19 protein-coding genes and 1 pseudogene are annotated in these 21,818 nt (G+C 59.5%); 13 read left to right on the top strand and 7 right to left on the bottom strand.

Annotated features, from left to right (window positions below; genetic code table 11):
- Positions 1 to 31 precede the first annotated feature (31 nt).
- Positions 32 to 481 (top strand): LTXXQ domain-containing protein, encoded by a 450-nt coding sequence (locus ACCC96_RS14955; protein ID WP_019648068.1) that lies wholly within the window; start codon positions 32 to 34, stop codon positions 479 to 481.
- A gap of 66 nt (positions 482 to 547) precedes the next feature.
- Positions 548 to 1,888, top strand: coding sequence for a sensor histidine kinase (locus ACCC96_RS14950; RefSeq protein ID WP_019648067.1), 1,341 nt, complete (start codon positions 548 to 550; stop codon positions 1,886 to 1,888).
- Positions 1,889 to 1,970: 82 nt separating this feature from the next.
- Here ACCC96_RS14950 and ACCC96_RS14945 read toward each other — a convergent pair whose 3' ends face one another.
- Entirely contained in the window at positions 1,971 to 2,537 is a 567-nt protein-coding gene (locus ACCC96_RS14945) for an NAD(P)H nitroreductase (protein ID WP_413696203.1), read from the bottom strand.
- Positions 2,538 to 2,659: 122 nt separating this feature from the next.
- Between ACCC96_RS14945 and ACCC96_RS14940 the strand changes: the two genes are divergently transcribed.
- Positions 2,660 to 4,114 carry a TrkH family potassium uptake protein gene (locus ACCC96_RS14940; protein ID WP_413696202.1) on the top strand — a complete coding sequence of 485 codons (1,455 nt, stop codon included), beginning with the start codon at positions 2,660 to 2,662 and terminating at the stop codon, positions 4,112 to 4,114.
- Here the strand turns inward: ACCC96_RS14940 and ACCC96_RS14935 are convergent.
- Positions 4,071 to 5,132, bottom strand: a complete 1,062-nt coding sequence (locus ACCC96_RS14935) for an AraC family transcriptional regulator (RefSeq protein ID WP_413696201.1) — start codon at positions 5,130 to 5,132, stop codon at positions 4,071 to 4,073. The two genes, ACCC96_RS14940 and ACCC96_RS14935, sit on opposite strands and share 44 nt — an antisense overlap.
- A 158-nt stretch (positions 5,133 to 5,290) precedes the next feature.
- On the opposite strand from ACCC96_RS14935, the gene ACCC96_RS14930 reads away from it, so the two are divergent.
- Entirely contained in the window at positions 5,291 to 5,602 is a 312-nt protein-coding gene (locus ACCC96_RS14930; RefSeq protein ID WP_413696200.1) for an Mpo1-like protein, read from the top strand.
- A gap of 101 nt (positions 5,603 to 5,703) precedes the next feature.
- A complete protein-coding gene (locus ACCC96_RS14925; RefSeq protein ID WP_258670627.1) occupies positions 5,704 to 6,294 on the top strand; it encodes an HD domain-containing protein in 591 nt (196 codons plus the stop codon).
- Between the two features lie 19 nt (positions 6,295 to 6,313).
- On the opposite strand, the gene ACCC96_RS14920 is transcribed toward ACCC96_RS14925, so the two are convergent.
- Positions 6,314 to 7,129, bottom strand: a complete 816-nt coding sequence (locus ACCC96_RS14920) for a UDP-2,3-diacylglucosamine diphosphatase (protein ID WP_063342878.1) — start codon at positions 7,127 to 7,129, stop codon at positions 6,314 to 6,316.
- 149 nt (positions 7,130 to 7,278) lie between these two features.
- Here ACCC96_RS14920 and ACCC96_RS14915 point away from each other — a divergent pair, with 149 nt between their 5' ends.
- Positions 7,279 to 8,037, top strand: coding sequence for a helix-turn-helix transcriptional regulator (locus ACCC96_RS14915; protein ID WP_230174860.1), 759 nt, complete (start codon positions 7,279 to 7,281; stop codon positions 8,035 to 8,037).
- A gap of 177 nt (positions 8,038 to 8,214) precedes the next feature.
- The gene (locus ACCC96_RS14910; RefSeq protein WP_413696199.1) at positions 8,215 to 9,108 is read left to right on the top strand and encodes a DMT family transporter; all 894 of its coding nucleotides are present in this window, start codon (positions 8,215 to 8,217) and stop codon (positions 9,106 to 9,108) included.
- On the opposite strand, the gene ACCC96_RS14905 is transcribed toward ACCC96_RS14910, so the two are convergent.
- The 4 genes from ACCC96_RS14905 to recQ form a co-directional block, all read right to left on the bottom strand.
- Positions 9,102 to 9,389, bottom strand: coding sequence for a SelT/SelW/SelH family protein (locus ACCC96_RS14905; protein WP_413696198.1), 288 nt, complete (start codon positions 9,387 to 9,389; stop codon positions 9,102 to 9,104). The genes ACCC96_RS14910 and ACCC96_RS14905 overlap by 7 nt on opposite strands.
- Before the next feature lie 60 nt (positions 9,390 to 9,449).
- Positions 9,450 to 11,258 (bottom strand): FimV/HubP family polar landmark protein, encoded by a 1,809-nt coding sequence (locus ACCC96_RS14900; protein WP_026345694.1) that lies wholly within the window; start codon positions 11,256 to 11,258, stop codon positions 9,450 to 9,452.
- Positions 11,259 to 11,386: 128 nt separating this feature from the next.
- Positions 11,387 to 11,821 carry a MarR family transcriptional regulator gene (locus ACCC96_RS14895; protein WP_018929920.1) on the bottom strand — a complete coding sequence of 145 codons (435 nt, stop codon included), beginning with the start codon at positions 11,819 to 11,821 and terminating at the stop codon, positions 11,387 to 11,389.
- A 119-nt stretch (positions 11,822 to 11,940) separates the two neighbouring features.
- Complete coding sequence (recQ, locus tag ACCC96_RS14890; protein WP_413696197.1) at positions 11,941 to 14,067, bottom strand: DNA helicase RecQ; 2,127 nt, start codon at positions 14,065 to 14,067, stop codon at positions 11,941 to 11,943.
- A gap of 284 nt (positions 14,068 to 14,351) precedes the next feature.
- Here recQ and ACCC96_RS14885 point away from each other — a divergent pair, with 284 nt between their 5' ends.
- The 6 genes and pseudogenes from ACCC96_RS14885 (at position 14,352) to ACCC96_RS14860 (ending at position 21,084) form a co-directional block, all read left to right on the top strand.
- The gene (locus ACCC96_RS14885) at positions 14,352 to 14,939 is read left to right on the top strand and encodes a YecA family protein (protein WP_007938492.1); all 588 of its coding nucleotides are present in this window, start codon (positions 14,352 to 14,354) and stop codon (positions 14,937 to 14,939) included.
- 10 nt (positions 14,940 to 14,949) lie between these two features.
- Entirely contained in the window at positions 14,950 to 15,345 is a 396-nt protein-coding gene (locus tag ACCC96_RS14880) for a YbaN family protein (RefSeq protein ID WP_019648060.1), read from the top strand.
- 253 nt (positions 15,346 to 15,598) lie between these two features.
- Positions 15,599 to 16,306, top strand: coding sequence for a cysteine protease LapG (gene lapG, locus ACCC96_RS14875; RefSeq protein WP_019648059.1), 708 nt, complete (start codon positions 15,599 to 15,601; stop codon positions 16,304 to 16,306).
- A gap of 23 nt (positions 16,307 to 16,329) precedes the next feature.
- On the top strand, positions 16,330 to 18,270 hold the full coding sequence (gene lapD / locus ACCC96_RS14870; RefSeq protein WP_413696196.1) for a cyclic di-GMP receptor LapD: 1,941 nt from the start codon (positions 16,330 to 16,332) through the stop codon (positions 18,268 to 18,270).
- Between the two features lie 130 nt (positions 18,271 to 18,400).
- The gene (locus ACCC96_RS14865) at positions 18,401 to 20,305 is read left to right on the top strand and encodes a hypothetical protein (RefSeq protein ID WP_413696195.1); all 1,905 of its coding nucleotides are present in this window, start codon (positions 18,401 to 18,403) and stop codon (positions 20,303 to 20,305) included.
- A gap of 411 nt (positions 20,306 to 20,716) precedes the next feature.
- Positions 20,717 to 21,084 (top strand): annotated as a pseudogene (locus ACCC96_RS14860) (DUF6124 family protein).
- The last annotated feature ends 734 nt before the right edge of the window (positions 21,085 to 21,818 follow it).

Raw genomic sequence — 21,818 nt, 5'->3', positions numbered from 1 at the left:
ACGTACCGGGAACGAGACAAGGAGATACACCATGCGCAAGACTCTTATCGCTCTGATGTTTGCTGCCGCCCTGCCGACCGTTGCCATGGCCATGCCTGAAGGCACAGGCCCTATGGGTGATCACATGGACGGCTCACGCCACGGCGGTCAGATGCACGGCATGCACGGTAAAGGCCCTTACAGCCAACTGGACCTGAGCCGCGAACAGCGCGAGCAGATCCGCAAAATCATGGGCGAGCAGATGCACGAGCGTCAGCAACTGGTCGACAAGTACCTGGAAAAACTCTCGCCAGCCGACCAGAAAGCCCTGAAAGACGAGATGGAGGCCAAGCACAAGAAAGCCGAAGCCGACGTTCGCGCCCTGCTGAAACCGGATCAACAGAAGCAATTCGACGAGATCCAGAAGAAACAAGCTGAGCGTCGCGCCGAATGGGCCGAGTTCCAGGCCTGGAAAGCGCAGCAAGCGCAAAAAGCGCAATAATGCGTTAACCCCGGACCCAACGGCTAATCACCGTTGGGTCTGATTGTGCTTGTTCGAGGATTTTCTGTGCGCTCATTGTTCTGGCGTATCCTGGCCAGCTTCTGGCTGGCCATCGCTCTGGTTGCAGGGCTTTCCATTTTGCTGGGGCACATGCTCAACCAGGACGCATGGATTCTCAGTCGCCACCCGGGCCTCAACACCCTGGCCGAACAGTGGACGCAAACCTACGAGAGCCAGGGCGAGGAAGCCGCCCAGGACATTCTGGAGCAGCGCAAGCGCCAGTATCACATCGACGTTCAGGTGCTCAACGAGGCAGGAGACCCGGTGGTACGCGGCACCTTCCCTCGGCGTGCAGCCGCCTTCGAAGCACGGCAGCAAAACGATGATCGGCGCCTGCCGTGGCGACGCCTGACCGATGAATACACCAGCGCCAAGACGGGCGACACCTACCTGCTGATCTATCGCATTCCGCACCCGGAACTGGACGCCTGGCACCGTGAGAGCCTGCTCTGGCCGTTGAGTGCGCTAGGTATTGCCCTGGTGGTACTGACCCTGTTCAGCCTGCTGGTGACCTTTTCCATCACCCGACCGCTGAGCCGTTTACGTGGCGCAGTGCATGAATTGGGGCAGACGACGTATCAGCAAAACAGCCTGGCGCAACTGGCTAACCGCCGCGATGAATTCGGTGTGCTGGCCAACGACTTCAACCGCATGGGCGCGCGCCTGCAAAGCCTGATCGGCAGTCAGCGGCAATTGCTGCGCGATGTGTCCCACGAGTTGCGTTCGCCCTTGGCCCGACTGCGCATTGCGCTGGCACTGGCCGAGCGGGCCAATCCCCAGGAGCGGGAAAAACTCTGGCCGCGCCTGACCCGTGAATGTGATCGACTGGAAGCACTGATCAGCGAAATCCTGGTGTTGGCGCGGGTCGATGCCGACAACGCCAGTGCCGAAGAAGTGGATCTCAATGCACTGCTCAATACCCTGCAAAAGGATGCTCAGCTAAGTTCGCCGGAGCAGAACGTGCGCCTTGAGGCCGAGCCGCAACTGAACCTCAGAGGCTGGCCGACCATGATCGAGCGCGCCGTGGACAACCTGCTGCGCAATGCCCAGCGCTTTAACCCGGTCGGGCAACCGATCGAAATGCAGGCGTCGCGTCAGGGCGACAGGATTGTGGTCAGCGTGCGCGATCATGGCCCCGGTGTAGAGTCCGAGCATTTGAATCAGCTGGGTGAACCGTTCTATCGGGCACCGGGGCAGACAACGGCCGGGCATGGCCTGGGGCTGGCCATTGCACGCCGTGCGGCGGAACGCCATGGCGGCAGTCTGGTGCTGGCCAATCATCCTGGGGGTGGGTTTATTGCCAGTCTGGAATTGCCATTGGTGCCGGGGGCGGTGGTGCAGCCGTAAATCGGGGGTGATGCAAAAAGATCGCAGCCTCGTTTCACTCGACAGCTCCTACAAGTGCAACGAGGCTGCGATCTTTTGATCTTCAGGCCTTACCAGGCCAGGCGCTGACAAACTCGGCCAGATCAACCTTCTCCGCCACACGCGGTTCTTTCTGCGGTGTACCGAGATAAAGGAACGCAATCACCTCTTCCCCTTCAGCCAGGCCCAACCCTTTGGCTACATGCGGCGAATAGGCCAGCTCACCAGTGCGCCACACGGCGCCAATGCCTTGCGCGTAAGCGGCCAGCAAAATCCCGTGAGCAGCGCAGCCTGCCGCCAACAATTGTTCGGATTTCGGGTATTTGACGTGATCCTGCAAACGCGCGATCACCACAACCACCAGCGGAGCACGCAGCGGGCCGTTACGGGCCTTGTCCAGCACGGCTTCTGAAACGTCGCTGTCTTGTAGCTTCGCCGCTTCGGCCAGCAACTCGCCCATTTGCTCGCGCGCCGCGCCTTCGACTGTCAGGAAGCGCCAAGGCTGCAAATGGCCGTGGTCTGGCGCGCGCATCGCGGCGGCAAACAGCACTTCGCGTTGCTCGGCAGTGGGCGCCGGATCGAGCAGTCGTGGAACGGAAACACGGTTGAGCAAAGCGTCGAGAGCCTGCATCGGCCACCTCCTGAAAAAAATGTCTGCCTATTCTAGCGGTATCCGGCACAGGGCTGTCGGTTTACATGCCCTGCCCCACAGGTAGAATGGCGCCCTTCCCTACTTCAGCCCGAGCGGACTTCATGGCGTTGCCGACCTTACGGATCATTGGTTTCATCATCGGCATCTTCCTGATCACGCTGGCAATTTCCATGGCCGTGCCCATGGCTACCCTGGTGATCTTCGAGCGCACCAGCGACCTGCCGTCATTCCTCTGGGCCAGCATGATTACCTTTGTCGCCGGCCTGGCCCTGGTGATTCCGGGGCGCCCCGAACACATCCATTTGCGCCCGCGAGACATGTACCTGCTGACCGTCAGCAGCTGGCTGGTGGTGTGCATCTTCGCCGCCCTACCGTTCCTGCTGACCCAGAACATCAGCTATACCGATTCGTTCTTCGAAAGCATGTCCGGCATCACCGCCACCGGCTCGACGGTGCTCACAGGCCTGGACACCATGTCCCCCGGCATCCTGATGTGGCGCTCATTGCTGCACTGGATCGGCGGGATCGGCTTTATCGGCATGGCGGTAGCGATTCTGCCATTGCTGCGCATCGGTGGCATGCGGCTGTTTCAGACCGAGTCGTCAGACCGTTCCGAAAAGGTCATGCCCCGTTCGCACATGGTGGCGCGCTTGATCGTTGCGACCTACGTAGGCATCACCATTTTCGGCAGCCTGGCGTTCTGGTGGGCCGGGATGAGCCCGTTCGACGCGATCAACCACGCGATGTCGGCGATTTCCACCGGCGGGTTTTCCACCTCCGACCAGTCTTTGGCCAAGTGGCCGGAGCCTGCGGTGCATTGGGTCGCGATCGTCATCATGATTCTCGGCGCCTTACCGTTCACCCTGTATGTCGCCACATTGCGCGGTAACCGTCGGGCGCTGATCAAGGATGAACAGGTGCAAGGCTTGCTCGGCATGTTGCTGGTGACCTGGCTGGTGCTCGGCACCTGGTACTGGTGGACCACCCAGTTGCACTGGCTGGACGCCTTGCGGCATGTGGCACTGAACGTCACTTCGGTGGTGACGACGACAGGTTTTGCACTCGGGGACTACAGCCTCTGGGGCAACTTCTCGCTGATGCTGTTCTTTTATCTGGGGTTTGTTGGCGGCTGCTCGGGTTCGACCGCTGGCGGGATCAAGATTTTCCGCTTCCAGGTGGCCTACATTCTGCTCAAGGCCAACCTTAACCAGTTGATTCACCCGCGCGCGGTGATCAAGCAGAAGTACAACGGCCACCGTCTCGACGAAGAAATCGTACGTTCGATCCTGACCTTTTCGTTCTTTTTCGCCATCACCATTTGCGTGATCGCTCTACTGCTGTCGCTGCTCGGCGTGGATTGGATGACCGCCCTTACCGGCGCGGCCAGCACAGTGTCTGGCGTCGGCCCGGGGTTGGGCGAAACCATTGGCCCGGCGGGTAACTTCGCCAGCCTGCCGGATGCCGCGAAGTGGATTCTCTCGTTCGGCATGCTGCTGGGTCGGCTGGAAATCATTACGGTGTTTGTTCTGTGTATCCCTGCGTTCTGGCGTCACTGACCGGCTTGAGCGCTTCCGTCAGCCGCGCCCGGTATTCGCCGGGGGTGGTGTCGAACCAGCGTCGGAAAGCGCGGAAGAAGTTGCTCGGATCGGCAAACCCCAGCAGGTAGGCAATTTCCAGCAGCGTCATGCTCGGTCGCGCCAGGTATTGCTCGGCCAGTTCACGCCGCGTGTCATCCAGCAACGACTGAAAACTCGTGCCCTCTTCCTGCAAGCGTCGCTGCAAGGTGCGTTGCGACAGGTGCAGCGCCTGCGCCACTGCATCGCGCTTGGGTTCGCCCTGGGGCAGCAAGCGGCACAACACCTGCCGCGCATTGTGGGTCACGCGGCTCTCGGCAAACCGCGCCAGGTATTCACCGGCAAAGCGATCGTGCAGCAGCGCCATGGCCTCGTTGGCGGTGGGCAACGGCGCCTCCAGGTCAGCGCGCTCGAAAATCAAGGCGTCATAGGGCGCATTGAACATCATCGGCGCGTGGAAGGCTTGCTTATACGGTTCGAGGTCGTCGGGTTGATCGCCCTGCAGCAGCACTTTGCGCGGACACAGCGTGCGCCCGGTCAACCAGCCGCAAAACGCCAGGGCACAGGCCATCGATGCTTCGGCGCTTTGTCGGGTCGGCGGCAAGTGGTCGCCATGCACCGTCAGAATCAGCGCATAACCCTCGTCCAGTATGCGAAAACTCAGATCGGCACTTTCGGCGATGATTCGCTGATAACGCACCAGACGTTGAAAGCCTTCGGCCAGGGTCCGGCTGGACATCAAGGCATAACCGGCGACGTGCAGGGACGCCGGTCGCACCACCTTGCCCATGTTCAGGCCGATCGCCGGGTTGCCGGACAACTCGACCGCGCGCTGCCATAGCCGCGTCATGGAATCTTGCGGGAACCGCGCATCCGGATCATCCAGTGCCGCATAGTCGAGCCCTAGCTGTTTGAACAAAACCCGGCAATCCAGGCCGTCCATTTCCAGTGCTTTGACAATCCCCATCGCCCAGCTTGCAGAAGTCGTTCTTTCGCTCATGGCGTTTACTACGTGATGGCCGCATGCCACGACCCAATTCCGAAGGATACTAAAGTGGCGCCTATTGTCACTGGCTGATGCCAATGATCACTCTAGACTTAAATAGGCTACCCGCAGCGCAACTTGTCGCCTGCGCACACACCACAGAGATCGCAGTCGTGGAAAACATCAAACGTTTCAACAGCTTCGCTGCGTTTTACCCGTATTACCTCAGCGAACACCGCAACAGCACTTGTCGACGATTGCACTTTGTCGGCACCACGCTGGTTATTTTCATTTTGGCGCTGACCATCGCCAAAGGCCCATGGTGGCTGTTGCTGGCCCTGCCGCTGGCCGGTTACAGCTTCGCCTGGGTCGGGCATTTCTTCTTTGAGAAAAATCGCCCTGCAACCTTTCAGCATCCTCTTTACAGCCTGCTCGGCGATTTCGTCATGTACCGCGACATGATTGTAGGTCGCGTGCCGTTCTAGGCTCCTTTGGCCACAAAAGCGTCCTGTGCAGCCAGTGCAGCGCTCTGGATCCGAGTCCTACACTCCAAACATCCCTTTCGATAAGAACAAGAGGATAGCCGATGAATGCCCGCGCCCGTTTTACCCACATGCAGGACGGCACGCAGCAAGACTGGGCGATCATCGCCGCAGACTTCAGCGCCTATGCCCGGCAATTGCCTACAAGGATCGTGGCGCATTTGAAGTTACTGGAAGGTGATTTCGGCGGATTCCCGGTGGATCGCCTGACCCACTCGCTGCAAACCGCCAGCCGTGCCTGGCGCGATGGCCGCGACGAAGAGTACGTGGTCTGCGCCTTGCTCCATGACATCGGCGACACACTGGGGTCCTACAACCACCCGGACATCGCCGCGGCGATCCTCAAGCCGTTCGTCAGTGCCGAGAACCTGTGGATGGTGGAGAAACACGGGATTTTCCAGGGCTATTACTTCTTCCATCACCTGGGCATGGACCGGCACTTGCGCGAGCAATTCAGCGCTCATCCGCAGTATCAGGCGACCATCGATTTTTGCGCCCGGTACGATGCAGCGGCGTTCGATCCGGCATACGACACACTGCCGCTGAGCTTCTTCGAACCGATGATGGAACGGTTGTTTGCGCAGCCGAAGAACTCGATCTACAAGGCGGCGATGGAAGAACAAGCGCCGGCCTGAAGATCTTTTGACTTTGCTTTTAAGCCGGCTCTGCGACTTTAATTGCCTTCAACTCCGCCTCCCGCGCTTGGGCATCGGCCAACCGGTACAACTCGATCGAGCCGTCCCAATGCTCGATCAGCGCCGTGCACGATTCCACCCAATCCCCGCAATTGAGGTAGTCCACCTCACCAACCTTGCGAATCTCGGCATGGTGAATGTGCCCGCACACTACGCCATGCAACTCGCGTTTGACGCATTCGTGGGCAATGGCTTCCTCAAAATCGCTGATGAAACTGACGGCGGTCTTGACCTTGTGCTTGAGGTACGCCGACAACGACCAATAGCCGTAGCCATAACGGGCCCGCCAATGGTTGAGCCAGCGGTTGAGGGTCAGGGTAAATTCGTAGGCCGAGTCGCCGAGGAACGCCAGCCAGCGGTGATAGCGAGTAATCACGTCGAACTGATCGCCATGAATCACCAGCAGATGACGACCATCGGCGGTCACGTGCACGGCTTCGTCCACCAGCTGGATATTGCCCAGCATCAGTTTCGAATAACGGCGCAGGAATTCGTCATGGTTGCCGGTGACGTAGATCACTTCTGTGCCGCGCTTGCTCATGGTCAGCAGGCGACGAATCACGTTGGTGTGCGCCTGGGGCCAATACATGCCGCTACGCAGCTTCCAGCCGTCGATGATGTCACCGACCAGGTAAATCTTGTCGGCATGGTAGCCCTTGAGAAACTGCGACAGGTGTTCGGCCTGGCAGTCCCGTGTGCCCAAATGCACGTCGGAAATCCATAAGGTCCGCACACGTTGCTTACGGCTGGGTTTGGCGAGCTCGGCGCTGGTCATGGGCAACCCTCTGGACAAGTTTTGGCAAGCTTGCGCCGGTCGGGTTAATTGCCCATGACAATCGCAAGTCAGTCCTGTGACAACGCGCGGACGCAGGGCCTCGGTGTAGACTGGCGGCTTCACTCATCAATATCGCCACGAGACCTGCGATGAGACCGATCCTCACACTGCGCCAATACACCCACGACCTGATCGTCCACAGCCACGACTACGCGCAACTGGTATTCGGGCTGTCGGGTGCACTGGATTTCGAGGTCGAGGGGCTTGGCAGTCAGGTGGTTCAGCAGAGTTTCGTGGTGGTGCCGTCCGGGGCGCATCATGCCTGCGACAGTGCCCATGGCAGCCGTTGCCTGGTGCTGGATGTGCCGAGCGATCAGTGGGTGTCTCAGTCACTGGGGGACCACGCCGAGGCCAGCCGCCGCTTGCTCGACAACGCCGGGCGCCTGTCGCTGGACGCCGGGCAAAGCCAATTGGTGAGCTGGCTGGCCGGCAGCCCGATCAGCGATCCGCTGATCGCCCAGCAAGGCGCGGTGTTGCTGCTGGCCAGCCTCAACAACGCCAAGCCCGACACGGTCGGCGGACGACGTCTACCGTATGCGGCGCTCAATGCTCACATCGATCAATACGCGGCCTATCCACTGCAAGTCGCCGATCTGGCACGCATTGCCGGCCTGTCCAGCGCTCGCTTGCACGCGCGATTCGTGGCGGAATGCGGGCAAACGCCGATGGACTACATCCGTAGTCGCCGGCTGCACATCGCCGTGCGCTTGTTGCGCGATTCGGCGCTGCCCATTGGCGAGATCGCGTGTCGGGTCGGCTACAGCTCCCAGAGCGCATTCGCCGCAGCAGTGCTACGTGAATTCGGCGCCTCACCCGGTAAATTGCGCCGCGAGGCTGGCGACAAATGACGCGAGTCTGGCGACAGACATAACCGGCTGAGCACGATTCAATGTAGGAGCTGCCGAAGGCTGCGATTTTTTGATCTTGCTTTTGGAGATCAAGGCCAAAAGATCGCAGCCTTCGGCAGCTCCTACAGGGGCCGACGGTGTCGTCGGCCAGATTCGATGCGTTATTCAAGGACTGCAATGACTCCCCGTACCGCCCTTGGCGCTCTGCATATCGGTGCACTGATGTTCGGCCTGACCGGCGTGTTCGGCAAACTTGCCGCCGCCTCACCGGCGATCATCGTGTTCGGTCGTGCCGCGTTTGCCGTCCTCGCCCTGGCGTTTTTCGCACGGTTCGCCAGTAATACCCGTTGGCAGACACTCGACGCCGTGGACTGGCGCCGCCTGTTGCTCAGCGGCTTGCTGCTGACCGGGCACTGGGTGAGTTTCTTCATTGCGGTGAAGGTGGCCGGGGTGGCGATCGCGACCCTGGGCTTTGCCAGTTTCCCGGCGTTTACCGTGATCCTCGAAGGACTGATTTTCCGCGAGCGCATCCGCGCCAATGAAATCCTGCTGGTGGTATTCGTCAGTATCGGTTTGGTACTGGTCACGCCGGACTTCGATCTGGCCAGCGGCGCCACCACCGGCCTGTTGTGGGCAGTAGCCTCCGGCCTGCTGTTCTCCCTGCTGTCCCTGACCAACCGCGCCAGCTCCGGGCGAATCCCGCCGGTGCAGGCGGCGCTGTGTCAGAACGTAGTGGTTGCGATCTGCCTGCTGCCGGTGGCGATGCCACAGTTTAGCGAGGTACGCGCCATCGACTGGCTGTGGATTGGCCTGCTCGGGGTGTTCTGCACCGGAGTCGCTCACAGCCTGTTCGTCGCCAGCCTGGCGGTGATCAAGGCCCGGACCGCGTCAGTGGTGTTTGCCCTGGAGCCGGTTTACGGCATCACCCTGGCCTGGCTGTTGTTCGATGAAAACCCGACGCTGCGCATGCTGATCGGCGGCGCGTTGATCATCGTGGCCATCGTGGTCTCCAGCCGGTTGTCCGGCGGTTCAAGCCAAAAAACCGTTGCCGCGCAAGCGCCGTCTCACTGAGTGCGGTCGCTGTGGCCCAGGTCGCGGTCCGGATCGATCTGATCGCGGACCCGCTGCTTGAGCACCTTGGCCTCGGGGAAACCGCCGTCGGCCTTGCGTTCCCAGAGCTGCACATCGTCGCAGAAAATGTGGAATACCCCACCAGTGCCGGGCACCAGGGATACTTTGCCCAGGTCGTCGCCGAAGGTGCTGAGCAGTTCCTGGGCCAGCCAGGCGGCGCGCAACAGCCATTGGCATTGAGTGCAGTAAGTGATGACGATTTCCGGTTTACGTGCGGTCATGATTGGCAAAATTCCTGAGCCTGTGGGCGTCGCCATGATAAACCGCGTAACCGAAGATCTTCAGCGAATTCCGGCCAACAGCGTCCGGGCCGTCTCCTTCAGCGGTTCGTCGCCCTCCTTGAGCAACTCGTTGAGCAGCTCGATGGCGCTGTCCAGATCACCGTCGTCGATGCAGGTCTGGGCCTGTTCGAGTTTGCCCGCGCTGCTCGGCTCGGCCGGTTCAAGATCGATCAATTCAGCAGTCAGCGGTTCAAGCTCCAGCGACTGGCCCGGATCGCTGAATTCGTTGAGAAAGGTCTCGTCCAGAGATTGCGAGTCAGGTTCGGCGACCCATTCAAGCTCGGGCTCATCCAGCGTCGGCTCGTCGGGTATTTCGAAGACATCGGGCAACACATGCAGGTTCGAGGTGAATCCGGGGTCGTCCGACGGCAATGGCTGATTCGACGGTTTGGCGCTGGGCGGTGAGTTGTCGAAGGGGCTGATCAGGTCCCAGTTCGCATCCATCGACAGGTCGTCGAGGTTCAGCTGGAACTCATCGCCAGGTGCCGCTTCAGGAGCGGCTACCGTCGGTGGAGCCACCGCTACGGCAGCGACCGCCGGTGCGACGGCGCCAATCAGTTTCGGATGGCGAGCGCGAATGTCCTGAAGTTGCTGCGCGTCAAACCCAGCCTCACGCAGGTTACTTTCCTGCGCGTCATATGCTTGCACATCACCCTGTTTGCCAAAAATTTCCAGCAGCTGTACGGCCAGATCGGTGCGCTGGGGTTCCTTGACCAACGCCTCTCGCAATAAACCGGCAGCTTCGGACAAACGGCCATAGGCGAGGTAGATACTCACCCCTTCCAGCACATCGCCTGCAGCAGTCTCATCCGCCGAGCCGGCCACCGATTGCGTCTGGGTGGCTGGCCTGGCTGTTTCTGCCGTGCGGTTGAGCACCGGTTCATGACGTGACGACTGCGCGGGTAGCGGCTCGGGTAAGGCCTGAACCTGCTGTCGTTGACGGCGAATGAACACTGCGAGCGACACTAGGGCCACCAATGACAGCAACCCGATGATCAACGGCCAATGGGATGCTTCGGACGTCTCGACAACCACCGGAACCGGCGCCGGCACCTCGGGTGCGGCAGGCGCCGCCGACGCCTGCTTGACTTCCGTCAGTTGGGTTTGCAGCTCAGTCACCTGTTTTTTCTGAACGGCGATCTGCTCGTCCTGCGCCTGCAGCTTCGCATTGAGTTCATCGATGGTCTTTTGCAGCTGCTGGTTTTGCAGCACGCTGGTGGCCAGTTGTTCGGCAACAGGATCATTCGCCGGCGTGGCGGCTGGTTTATCGACATCAGGCTTGGGTGCCGAACTATTCACCGCAGGTGGCGGTGCAACAGCCGGTTCAACAGACGGGAACGCGGAATCCTGAGGGCTCGGCGCGGGGTCGTCGTTGACGGGAACAATCCCAGGTGAACCCGGCGGATCGATCAGCACGGTGTACTCGCGCAGCAAACGCCCGTTGGGCTGATTGAGCTGCACCAGAAAATTCAGAAAGGGTTCCTTGACCGGTTTACTGGACGTCACCCGGATCAGGTTGCGGTTGCCCCGCAGGATCGGCGTGAACTTCAGGTTATTGAGGAAGAACACCCGCTCGACACCGGCGCGGCTGAATTCTTCCGCCGTCGCCAGGCTGACCGACAGCTCGCCCTCCTCCAGCCCCCCGACATCCAGCAGGGCGATATCGGCGCTGAATGGCTGATTCAACGCCGAATGCTGGGTGATCTCACCCAAGCCTAGCGCGGGGGCCAATGCCGAGTAAGTGACGGCACCACCGACCAGCAGCAGCCGGGTGCAACACCGCAATACAACGTGCCAACTCTCGAGCATGAGCATCCCTTAGATAACCAGAACCAACCTGTATGCATTCGCACATCCGGTACGAACACGATATTGCCTAGTAGTTCTTTATAGTCTGCCCAACGGGGTATCTCAAAAGTCCGACGCGTGGTTGTGCCTCAAGATTTTTCCAGGTTGCCCAGGATGTGCGCGTGGACACGCATGCAGACCTTCAAATCCGCCTCATCAACGCCTTCGAACAATTCGTGGCGCAGTTGCGTGGCAATGGTTTCAATTTGTTCGATCAAGGGGCGGGCCGGGGCACAGAGGACGATTTTTTTCGCCCGACGGTCTTCCAGCACTGATTGGCGTTGCACCAGGCCCTGACTTTCCAGGCTATCGAGCAGTCGAGCCAGGGTAGGCCCTTCGACGCCGACGCTTTGCGCCAGTTCACGCTGGGTGGGAGCATCATCGAAACGCGCCAGGTGCAGCAGCACCAGCCAGCGCGCCTGGGACAGGCCCAGGCCAGCCAGTCGGCGGTCCAGTTCGGCACGCCAGCCGCGAGACATCTGGGCCAGTTGCATGCCAAAGCGGTGTTGATCGGTTAACGGCATAAAACACTCATGGTTAGACTGAAATAGAGAAAAACTAATTATTAGTCAGCTAAGCATGACCTTTGGCTATAGGCAAGGTTTGCTCTGTACTGAATCGTTACATCTGCGCGACAGGTCATTCAAATTTCGAATTCCGACTGCAGCGCGGCACGTACGCAATACAAAACGCCTTCCGGCACCCGCCCTGCGAACAACGCGGCGATCTCCGCCACCGGCGGCAACTCGCCTTCGCCGTCGAGGAAGGCGTCCTGAACTTCGCCCATCAACTCTTCGGGCAGGTCCAGCGCCTGTTCCAGCGACAGCTGCTGCTTGCCGATGGCCTCGGCGAGCATCGTGTAGACGTTCTTTTCCGAGCATTGCAGCTGACCGGCGATCTGCAGCGGTGTCATGCCGGCCCGGGCCAGCGTGATCAGCTCGTGGCGCACATCGGCCACCACTTTCGGTGCCTCGACCTGACCGCCGAGCACTTCGAGGAAAGCCTCGCCGTAACGTTCCAGTTTGCGCGCGCCGACACCGCTGACCGTGGCCATTTCCGCCAGCGAGGTCGGCTGGCTGCGGAGCATTTCCAGCAGCGTCGAATCGGGGAAGATGACATACGGCGGCACGCCATGTTCTTCGGCCAGTTTGCGGCGCAAGGCACGCAGCGCTTCCCACTGTTCGCGCTCCTCGAAGCGGACCAGTTGGCTCGCCTGGCTCTTGCTGCTTTTGGCGGTGGTTTGCGGCTTGAGGTCGCGGCGCAGTTCCAGGGTCACTTCGCCCTTGAGCAGCGGCCGGCAGGTATCGCTCAGGCGCAGCCCACCGTAGCCTTCGAGGTCGATGTCCGCCAGACCGCGAGCAACAAGTTGTCGGAACAAGGAGCGCCATTCACTTTCGCCCAGCGCTTTGCCTACGCCGTATACCGACAAATGCTGATGGCCGAAACTGCGGACCTTTTCGTTGTCCTTGCCCAGCAACACGTCCACCAAATGGCCGACGCCGTAACGCTGACCGGTGCGGTAGATCGCCGACAGCGCCTGGCGGGCCGGCTCGGTGGCGTCCCAGGTCTGCACGCCGTCGACACAGTTGTCGCAGTGGCCGCAGGGCTCGGGCATGTCTTCGTCGAAGTACGCCAGCAGGGTCTGGCGGCGGCAGCGGGTTTCTTCGCAGAGCGAGAGCATGGCGTCGAGCTTGTGCTGCTCCAGACGCTTGTGGCGCTCGTCGCCTTCGGAGTTTTGCAGCATCTGCTTGAGCATCACCACATCTTGCAGGCCGTACGCCATCCAGGCATCCGCCGGCAGACCGTCACGACCGCCGCGACCGGTTTCCTGGTAATACGCCTCAAGGGACTTCGGCAAGTCGAGGTGCGCCACAAAACGCACGTTGGGCTTGTCGATGCCCATGCCGAACGCCACGGTGGCGACCATGATCAGGCCTTCCTCGTTGAGGAAGCGTTTTTGGTGATGCGCCCGGGTTTCGTTGGGCAGACCGGCGTGGTACGGCAGCGCCGGGAAGCCTTGCTCGCTGAGGAACACCGCCACTTCGTCGACCTTTTTGCGCGACAGGCAGTAAACGATGCCGGCATCGCTGCGCCGCTCGGCGAGGAACGCCAGCAACTGCTTGCGCGGCTGCTCCTTGGGCACGATGCGATAAAAAATGTTCGGGCGGTCGAAACTCGACAGGAAACGCTCGGCATCCTGCAAATGCAGGCGATCGACGATTTCTTCCCGGGTGCGCTTGTCGGCGGTGGCGGTCAGGGCGATGCGCGGGACGCTGGGGAACAATTCCGCCAACTGGCCCAGTTGCAGGTATTCGCGGCGGAAATCGTGCCCCCATTGGGACACGCAGTGCGCTTCGTCGATGGCGAACAAGGCGATTTCGAGACTTTGCAGGAAGGCCAGCATCCGTGGCTGCACCAGGCGTTCGGGCGCCAGGTAGAGCATTTTCACCTCGCCGCGCTTGATCCGTGCAGCAAGATCACGCTGTTGCTCGGCGCTGAGGGTGGAGTTCAACGACGCCGCGGCGACGCCCAGCTCTTCGAGGGTGGCGACCTGATCGTCCATCAGCGCGATCAGCGGCGACACCACCACCGCCAGGCCTTCGCGCAGCAGCGCCGGCACCTGGAAGCACAAGGACTTGCCGCCCCCGGTAGGCATCAGCACCAGGGCGTCGCCGCCACTGGCCACGCGCTCAATGATTGCACCCTGACGGCCACGGAAACTGTCGTAGCCGAAGATGTCCTTGAGGACGCGTTGAGCCTGTTCGAGCATAAAAACTCCAAAAATCACCGAAACATCCCTGCAAGGCTGGTTCAGAACCACGAAAGCTGCACAAACAAATCGTAAGTGCGCATTGCATGACACTGCATATTTCAGCCGTGACGCCAGCAGGGCATCACAAAACGCGCGAGTATACCCGAGCCCTCCCCTGCAAAGGGCGCCGCTGATAAGACGCACACAAGCCAACCGCGTGAGCAAATATGCCGCGCGGCTGGCCTGAGCGCTCAAGAAGGCCTAGAATTCCCGCATCGTATATTCCCCAAGGTAGCCCTTTAATGTCCTTCGCTGAGCAACTAACCCGCCTGCAAGTCTTCCTCGACGCCGACGAGCTGCATGACGAGGCGCTGGACTACGTGGCCGCCCACGGCTACCTCACTGCGCTGTCGATCTGTTCCGAAAGCGTTCCCGACCGCGAATGGATCGACGCGCTCTTCGCCGAAGAGCCGCATTACGCCGACGACACCGAGCGTGAAGCGATCGAATCCACCCTGGTGCTGCTCAAGGCTCACATCGCCCGCCAACTGGCGTCCGACGAAGAGTTCGAGCTGCCATGCGACCTCGACCTGGGCGATGACCCGGACGATTCCGACCTGCGTGGCTGGTGCATCGGTTTCATGGAAGGCGTGTTCCTGCGCGAAGCCGCCTGGTTCGAAACTGCCGAAGACGAAGTCAGTGAAATGCTGCTGCCGATCATGGTCGGTTCGGGTCTGTTCGACGAACAACCTGAGTTCTCCGACATCGCGGCCGACGCCAACCTGATGGACGACATGATCGTGCAAATCCCGGAAGCCCTGACCGCACTGTACTTGCTGTGCAACGCGCCAGACGAAAAACCGGCGATCCTCAAGCCACGTCACCACTAAGGTTTTGCCTATGGACAACCCCATAGGCAACCGCCCCCTGATGTTGCGCTACGTGCTGCTGGCCATCGGCTGGCTGAACGTAGTGCTGGGGGTGATCGGGATTTTCCTGCCGGTGCTGCCCACCACACCGTTCCTGCTGTTGGCGGCAGCCTGCTTCGCCCGCAGTTCGCCGCGTTTCTATCACTGGCTGGTTGAACATCCACGGCTTGGCCCCTGGATTCGCGACTATCTGGACGGCAACGGCATTCCGCTCAAGGGCAAGGTCTACACCATCGGGTTGATGTGGGCGAGCATCCTGTTCTCCTGCTACCTGGTGCCCCTGCCGTGGGCGCGCGGGTTCATGCTGACCAGTGCGGTGCTGGTGACGATCTACATCCTCAAACAGAAAACCCTGCATCAACCCTGATTCCTATCTATGGCTCGAGGCTTTTGTGGCGAGGGAGCTTGCTCCCGCTGGGTTGCGAAGCAGCCCCAAAACCTGCAACCCGCCTTCTCCTGACACACCTCATTGATCGGTTTGGCGACTGCTGCGCAGCCGAACGGGAGCAAGCTCCCTCGCCACAGGAAACAACCCGTCGACGTCCTTTCGTCCGACGACCTGCCCTCCCTCGCCGTAAACACCACCTAGACTTCAGGCATCTGCACCCGAGCAGCCAGACATGCCCCGCAGTCCGCGTAGTCCAGGATGGTCAACGCTCCGACTTCGGTTCGGCGGATGGCTGCTGCTGGCGAGTTTTCTGCTGGCCGGGTTGGGCAGTGTCTGGGCCGACTGGGATTTTGCGCAGGTCCTGCAAACGGCCGAAAAACGCTACGGCCCCCTTGGCGAGGCACAGGGGCGGATCAAGGCCTGGAGCCAAATGCTGCAAAGCGAACGCAACCAGCCTGAGCGCGAACAGCTGAACGCGGTCAATCACTTCTTCAATCAGCAACTGAGTTTTCAGGATGACACGCGCATCTGGCATCAGACCGATTACTGGGCCACGCCCGTGGAATCCTTGATCAAAGCCGCAGGCGACTGCGAAGACTACGCCCTGGCGAAATATTTCAGCCTGCGTCATCTCGGGATTCCCAGCGAAAAACTGCGCATCACCTACGTCAAGGCCCTGACCCAGAACCAGGCGCACATGGTGTTGACCTTCTACAGCAGCCCCACGGCCGATCCGCTGGTGCTGGACAACCTGATCGACGAGATCCGCCCCGCCTCCCAACGCAAAGACTTGCTGCCGGTGTACGCCTTCAACGCCGAAGGCCTGTACTTGCCGGGAGCCAATGGCGGTAAACGCAGCAGCGACTCGAAAAAACTGTCGCGCTGGCAAGACGTATTGAAAAAGATGCAAATCGAAGGGTTCGCCGTGGGCGAAGGCTAGCCGCCAATGCAAGGAGTGTTTTCATGTCACTGCGCAAACAGTTGTTCCTCGCCATTTGCCTGTTCTTGCTGGTGGCCTTCAGCGGCAGCTTTTTTGTCAGCCTGGAAAGCTCCCGTGAACAGATGCTCAGCCAATTGCGCTCCCACGCCCAGGATGCTGCGACGGCGCTGGGCCTGTCGTTGACCGCACAGATCGACGACCCGGCGATGATCGAATTGATGGTCAGCTCGATATTCGACAGCGGCTATTTCAGCAGCATCCGGGTCGTCAGTATTGTGGATGAACGGGTGTTGGTGGAACGCAGCATATCGACGCAAATCGAGGGTGTTCCGGACTGGTTCGTCAGCCTGGTGAACCTGCACCCACAGGGTGGCGATGCGCTGGTCACGCGTGGCTGGGACCAGGCAGCCCGGGTCGAAGTGCTGAGCAACCCGCAGTTCGCCCTGGCCAAACTCTGGGACAGCACCCTTGGCAGCCTGATCTGGCTGCTGATTTGCGGACTGCTCAGCGCCGTGTTTGGTGGCTGGCTGTTGCGCCGGCAGCTGCGGCCGCTCGACAACATGGTCAAACAGGCGGAAGCCATCAGCAAACGCGAGTTCCGCAGCTTGCCGAAACTGCCGCGCACACCGGAGCTCAAACGCGTGGTGCTGGCCATGAACCAGATGGTCGAAAAACTCAAGGCGCTGTTCGCCGAAGAGGCCGCGCGCAGCGAAAAACTGCGCTCCGAATCCTATCAGGACAGCCTCACGGGCCTGGCCAACCGGCGCTTGCTGGATGAACAACTGGCCGACCAATTACTGGATTCCGAGCAAAGCCGCGACGGTCATTTGCTGATGCTGCGGATCAACGACCTGATCGGTCTCAATCAACGCCTGGGTGGCCAGCGCACCGATGCCCTGATCAGCGCCGTCGGCGAATTGCTCAAGCGCCTGACGCAACCCGCGGAACGTCGCACCTGGCTCGCGGCGCGTAATCGCGGTGGCGAATTCAGCTTGCTGACGCCGGGCCTGGACAGTAAGGATGCCGCGCGCCTGGCCTCCGAAATCAGCGCCACCCTGGAAAACCTGCGCCTGACCGGCGCCAGCGACTGCATGCCCGTGGCACATCTGGGTATCGTCGCCTACCACCCGGGCGAACCGGCAAATGATGTGCTGCTGCGCCTGGATCAGGCGCTGACCCAGGCCCGGCAACACCCCGAGCGGCCATGGATATACCAGGCCCAGGTCGATACTGCGCCGAATCACTCTCAGCATGATTGGCGCAACTGGATCGACGACGCACTGACCGAAGGCAAGATGCAGTTGTATTTTCAACCGGTGGTGCAATGCGCCGACACCAGCCAGGTGCTGCACCACAAAGTCCTCGCGCGCCTGCTTGATCCGCAAGGCGAGGCGATTGCCGCCGGGCATTTCCTGCCGTGGATCGAACGTCTCGGCTGGTCGGCGCGGTTCGACCTGGCCATGCTCGAAACCACCCTCGAATACCTCGCCGCCAACCGCTGGCCGCTCGCGCTGAGCCTGTCCGGCAGCACCCTGCGCGATCAAACCCAGCTGAAACTGATCTGCGACATACTCCAATCATTGCCGGAACTGGCGCCTCTGCTGACCCTGGAAATCGACGAACGCCAACTGCCGCCCCCCGAAGAACTGCAACGCCTGAGCCACAGCCTGCTCAAAACCGGTTACCGCATCGGTCTACAGCATTTCGGCGGCAGCTTCAGCCAGATCGGCAACCTGACTCAACTGGGGTTGGCTTACTTGAAAATCGATGCTGCCTACATTCGGGGTATCGATGAGCAGAGTGATAAGCGGTTGTTCATCGAGGCGATTTTTCGCGCGACCAACAGCATTGATTTGCCGTTGATTGCGGAGATGGTGGAGACGCAGGCGGAATTGGAGGTAATTCGGGAGTTGGGGTTGTTTGGGGTGATGGGGCGGTTGATTGGGCCGCCGGAGCCTATGTGAGGGATTCGACCGTTCATCTTAAACCATGCACTACCTGTCAGATCTGACAGTAGCCAGTCTTCCCTACCTGGTGTGTGATAAGCCCGCGTCCCGAGAGGACTCAGGGCTTGTCACCTTCCAGGAGAATATGATGGATATCCAGTCCGCCGAGTTGAACAAATTGTTCGTGCTGTTTCCCGTGATCATCCCGGGCTGGGTCACCCCGGTGAAACCGGACGGCATCGCCCACGGCGGTATCCCCAATGCCCTTTATGACGGCCAGGTCCGGGGCCTTGAATGCCTGGTCGAGCCCTTGATCGAACTGCTGGGCTCCTGGACCATGGCGGCCGATGATCGCGTGGATTTGTATTGCAACGGCAATTTCGTCCCAGGAGCAGGCCAGACCGTCAAACCGGGGGAGGAACAACTGCGTCTACGTCTGTACCTGCCACATGGTTACCTGAACCAGGGCGTCAATACGTTGCATTACGTGGTCACCCGTGTCAGCGGGAACAGTGAACCCTCTCGGGATCTGCTGGTGCTGTACCACCTGCGACCTGCGGACAGACTGGATCTGGTGATCCCGGCCGACGTGCTCAAGGGCGGCGTCAGCGCCGAACGGGCGGCGCAAGGGGTGGCGTTCGGGTTCACCTATGCCAACCGGCGCAAGTATGATCGCATCGAGTTTCTGCTGGGCGACACCCAGGTCAAGTTCGACGTCCCCGACGGCACGGCGCCTATCACCCACACCCTGTTCACCAAGACGTTCCGCGAGGCGGGCGACAACCCGAGTGCGGTGGCCGAGTTCCATGTCATCGATCAGTTGGGCAATCGGGTCAAATCCCCGGAGAAACGACTGGACATCCACCTCGACCGTATCAAGTTGCAAACAGCGATTTTGTTGACCCCGGCGAGGACTCCAATTGATGTATTGGCTTACACGGATGGAGTCACTGTTCAAATTGAACATCAGACAGCGGAGTTGAATGATCAAGCACTTCTGATTATTGAGAATCCGGGCGTCGACGACAAACCGTTTCCTGCGCGACCGTTCAATCAAAACAAAAGAGCCAACTTCAAACTAAACCCTGCGCTACTATTGAGCTGGATGGGGCGCGAAGTTAATTTGTCCTGGCAGTTGATACGCAATGGTCAGCCAGTAGGCAAGTCGTTGCCGCTGGTGCTCACGATTAATAAAATCGCCAATGGGGATGCTCGATTAAAGGTCGGTGTAATTGATCAGGCTGATAGTGCACGGATTGTGGACACCAATGAATTCAAAGGTGATGCCACCGTCTCTCACAAGAACTGGCCATTGCGGGGTGGAGTTTATAGTCTTGACATAAATATCACAGGCACTGATACCAATGGAAATGCGTTTGTGATTTCAATTGTCAAAAGAGGTTCCCTAACACCTGCAGAGGAGCAAAATGGTTTCAGCAGGACACTATCACGTGCAAAGTTGTTATTGCTCAAGGACAGTTCAAATCTAGATATCAAGACAGAAGTTCACTTCAAAGAAACTACACCCTGGACACTCAAATTCCCAGCCTCCTTAATCTATATCATTCAAAACAAACCTCCCATCCTGTCAGAAAACTTTGATAGTGAACACTCTCGCTTTATATCATCGGGTGGTTCCATATCAATCCCCAGCATGAAGATACACCATCTCGGAGGAGAGGGTCTTCTAGGTATAAACTCTATCAATACAATACTCACCGGCCCTTACCCCCCCATACATAACCAAAGCGCGGCACAAGTCTTGGAGATGCATACGAACATATTGGGTCACGGGCAACATATGCGCCTCGAATTCCGTTGGGGTTACTCTTCTGTCGGCTTCTACTACAGATTTGTTCAAACCAACGGGATATTGGTTCGTTTCCTGGATAAAAGCGGGAGAAGTCTATCCGATCAACATCTCGTCAATAACCCTGGCCCACTGCCTGTTTTCTTCTCCACTTCAACCAACTCCATTTGGTTTATTGACATCATTACGAACGTATATGACTTGATTACCTTTGACTATTTCACCATGGGTCGTACGAAATAAAGATGATTTATTTATCACTCCTCTCTCGACGCTACCTGAGTGAGAAATAAACGCCGATGTTTAAAAAACATCTCCAGACACTCACTCAGGCTACACATCCTTGCGTCGTTGCCTACGACTGCGCCAGAATCCGCCGGTTTGTGCGCCTAAGGGTCGGGTTCTATTGTTTCCCGGTCGCTGACGAATCAGCGATCGGGTTTCGCAGCCTGGGTCAATCAAGGCGCACTGCGCCACCGCTCCCTTTCAGTTGGCGCTTCTTTTCGTCAACTGGATTGCGTTATGGCGGCTGTGCGCGGGAGATCTTCGGGTCTGCCGGGTTCCTTGATTCCCGGTCTGCGAACCTGCGTACAGCTGCCACCTCCCTCGTTTCGCAGCGAGCAGTGACAGCTCCATTAATCAAGGAGCTTCACCATGTTCAAAATCACACCCAACCCACCCGAAACCGACGACGTCTCCCCTACGAAACCCCGGACTCCAAAAAACTCAACGAAGCCGCCGAGCGCGCCCTCGATTACTACCTCAAACCGTCCGCCCCCAAGCCCCCACGCAAACCGAGCACGATTTACACCGTTGCCCCGGACATCAACATCGAAGAGCTACTGGCCAATGCCTGCGAGTCCTTTGCCTCGGCCAAGGTGATCGCCAGTGACTGTGCCGGTTTTCTGGAAGGGCCGCAGCGCAATACGGTACTGGGCGTCGCTCAGCTCATCATGTTTGGTGAGCTGGCGGTGAATCGGGCGCTGGATAGTCTTGAGCTGAAGGCTGACCCGGCCCTATAACCTGAGTTCAAACGCTGACCCCTGTGGCGAGGGAGCTTGCTCCCGCTCGGCTGCGCAGCAGTTGTAAACCCTGTACATGCGGTCTACCTGATGCAATTGGGTCGAATGGTTTTGGGGCCGCTTCGCAGCCCAACGGGGGCAAGCCCCCTCGCCACAGGAATTGATCGTTCCCACGCTCCGCAGTCCCCTCCAGAGCCGAACGCAGAGCGTCCGTTGAGACATTCCCACGCAGAGTGGGAACGATCAAATGAGAAATAAACAGCGATGTTTAAACGACATCTCCAGACACTCACTCAGGCTACACATCCTTGCGCCGCTGCCTACGACTGCGCCAGAATCCGCCGGCTTGTGCGCTTTGTGTCTGGTCTTTATCGTTTCCGGGTCGCTACGAATCAGCGATCGGGTTTAGCGACCCGGATCATTCCAGGTGCATCAGCGTTCCAAGCTTCGTTGCAGGTTTTCATACACCTGCAATTACGTTATGGCGGCTGTATGTGGGAGACCCTCGGGTCTACCGGGTGCCTGTGACCGGTTCGCTAACCTGCGTGCAGCCGCCACCCTTACTTGTTTAGCGACAGGTCATGGTGGCTCCATATCCTATAGGAGTTTCACCATGTTCAAACCAACACCCAACCCACCCGAAACCGACGACGTTTCCCCCTACGAAACCCCGGACTCCAAAAAACTCAACGAAGCCGCCGAGCGCGCCCTCGATTACTACCTCAAACCGTCCG

This window comes from Pseudomonas sp. Pseusp11, assembly GCF_047304405.1.
Lineage (GTDB): Bacteria > Pseudomonadota > Gammaproteobacteria > Pseudomonadales > Pseudomonadaceae > Aquipseudomonas.
This window is presented reverse-complemented; position numbering and strand designations above follow the sequence as displayed.

Coding starts and splice junctions, on each gene's coding strand:
- ACCC96_RS14945 (WP_413696203.1), bottom strand. CDS start 2,537: ATGCAGGCTCTCGACGCTTTGCTCAACCGTGTTTCCGTTCCACGACTG.
- ACCC96_RS14900 (WP_026345694.1), bottom strand. CDS start 11,258: ATGCTCGAGAGTTGGCACGTTGTATTGCGGTGTTGCACCCGGCTGCTG.
- ACCC96_RS14915 (WP_230174860.1), top strand. CDS start 7,279: ATGAGACCGATCCTCACACTGCGCCAATACACCCACGACCTGATCGTC.
- ACCC96_RS14925 (WP_258670627.1), top strand. CDS start 5,704: ATGAATGCCCGCGCCCGTTTTACCCACATGCAGGACGGCACGCAGCAA.
- lapG (WP_019648059.1), top strand. CDS start 15,599: ATGCCCCGCAGTCCGCGTAGTCCAGGATGGTCAACGCTCCGACTTCGG.
- lapD (WP_413696196.1), top strand. CDS start 16,330: ATGTCACTGCGCAAACAGTTGTTCCTCGCCATTTGCCTGTTCTTGCTG.
- ACCC96_RS14920 (WP_063342878.1), bottom strand. CDS start 7,129: ATGACCAGCGCCGAGCTCGCCAAACCCAGCCGTAAGCAACGTGTGCGG.
- ACCC96_RS14905 (WP_413696198.1), bottom strand. CDS start 9,389: ATGACCGCACGTAAACCGGAAATCGTCATCACTTACTGCACTCAATGC.
- ACCC96_RS14955 (WP_019648068.1), top strand. CDS start 32: ATGCGCAAGACTCTTATCGCTCTGATGTTTGCTGCCGCCCTGCCGACC.
- recQ (WP_413696197.1), bottom strand. CDS start 14,067: ATGCTCGAACAGGCTCAACGCGTCCTCAAGGACATCTTCGGCTACGAC.
- ACCC96_RS14895 (WP_018929920.1), bottom strand. CDS start 11,821: ATGCCGTTAACCGATCAACACCGCTTTGGCATGCAACTGGCCCAGATG.
- ACCC96_RS14935 (WP_413696201.1), bottom strand. CDS start 5,132: ATGAGCGAAAGAACGACTTCTGCAAGCTGGGCGATGGGGATTGTCAAA.
- ACCC96_RS14880 (WP_019648060.1), top strand. CDS start 14,950: ATGGACAACCCCATAGGCAACCGCCCCCTGATGTTGCGCTACGTGCTG.
- ACCC96_RS14865 (WP_413696195.1), top strand. CDS start 18,401: ATGGATATCCAGTCCGCCGAGTTGAACAAATTGTTCGTGCTGTTTCCC.
- ACCC96_RS14940 (WP_413696202.1), top strand. CDS start 2,660: ATGGCGTTGCCGACCTTACGGATCATTGGTTTCATCATCGGCATCTTC.
- ACCC96_RS14885 (WP_007938492.1), top strand. CDS start 14,352: ATGTCCTTCGCTGAGCAACTAACCCGCCTGCAAGTCTTCCTCGACGCC.
- ACCC96_RS14910 (WP_413696199.1), top strand. CDS start 8,215: ATGACTCCCCGTACCGCCCTTGGCGCTCTGCATATCGGTGCACTGATG.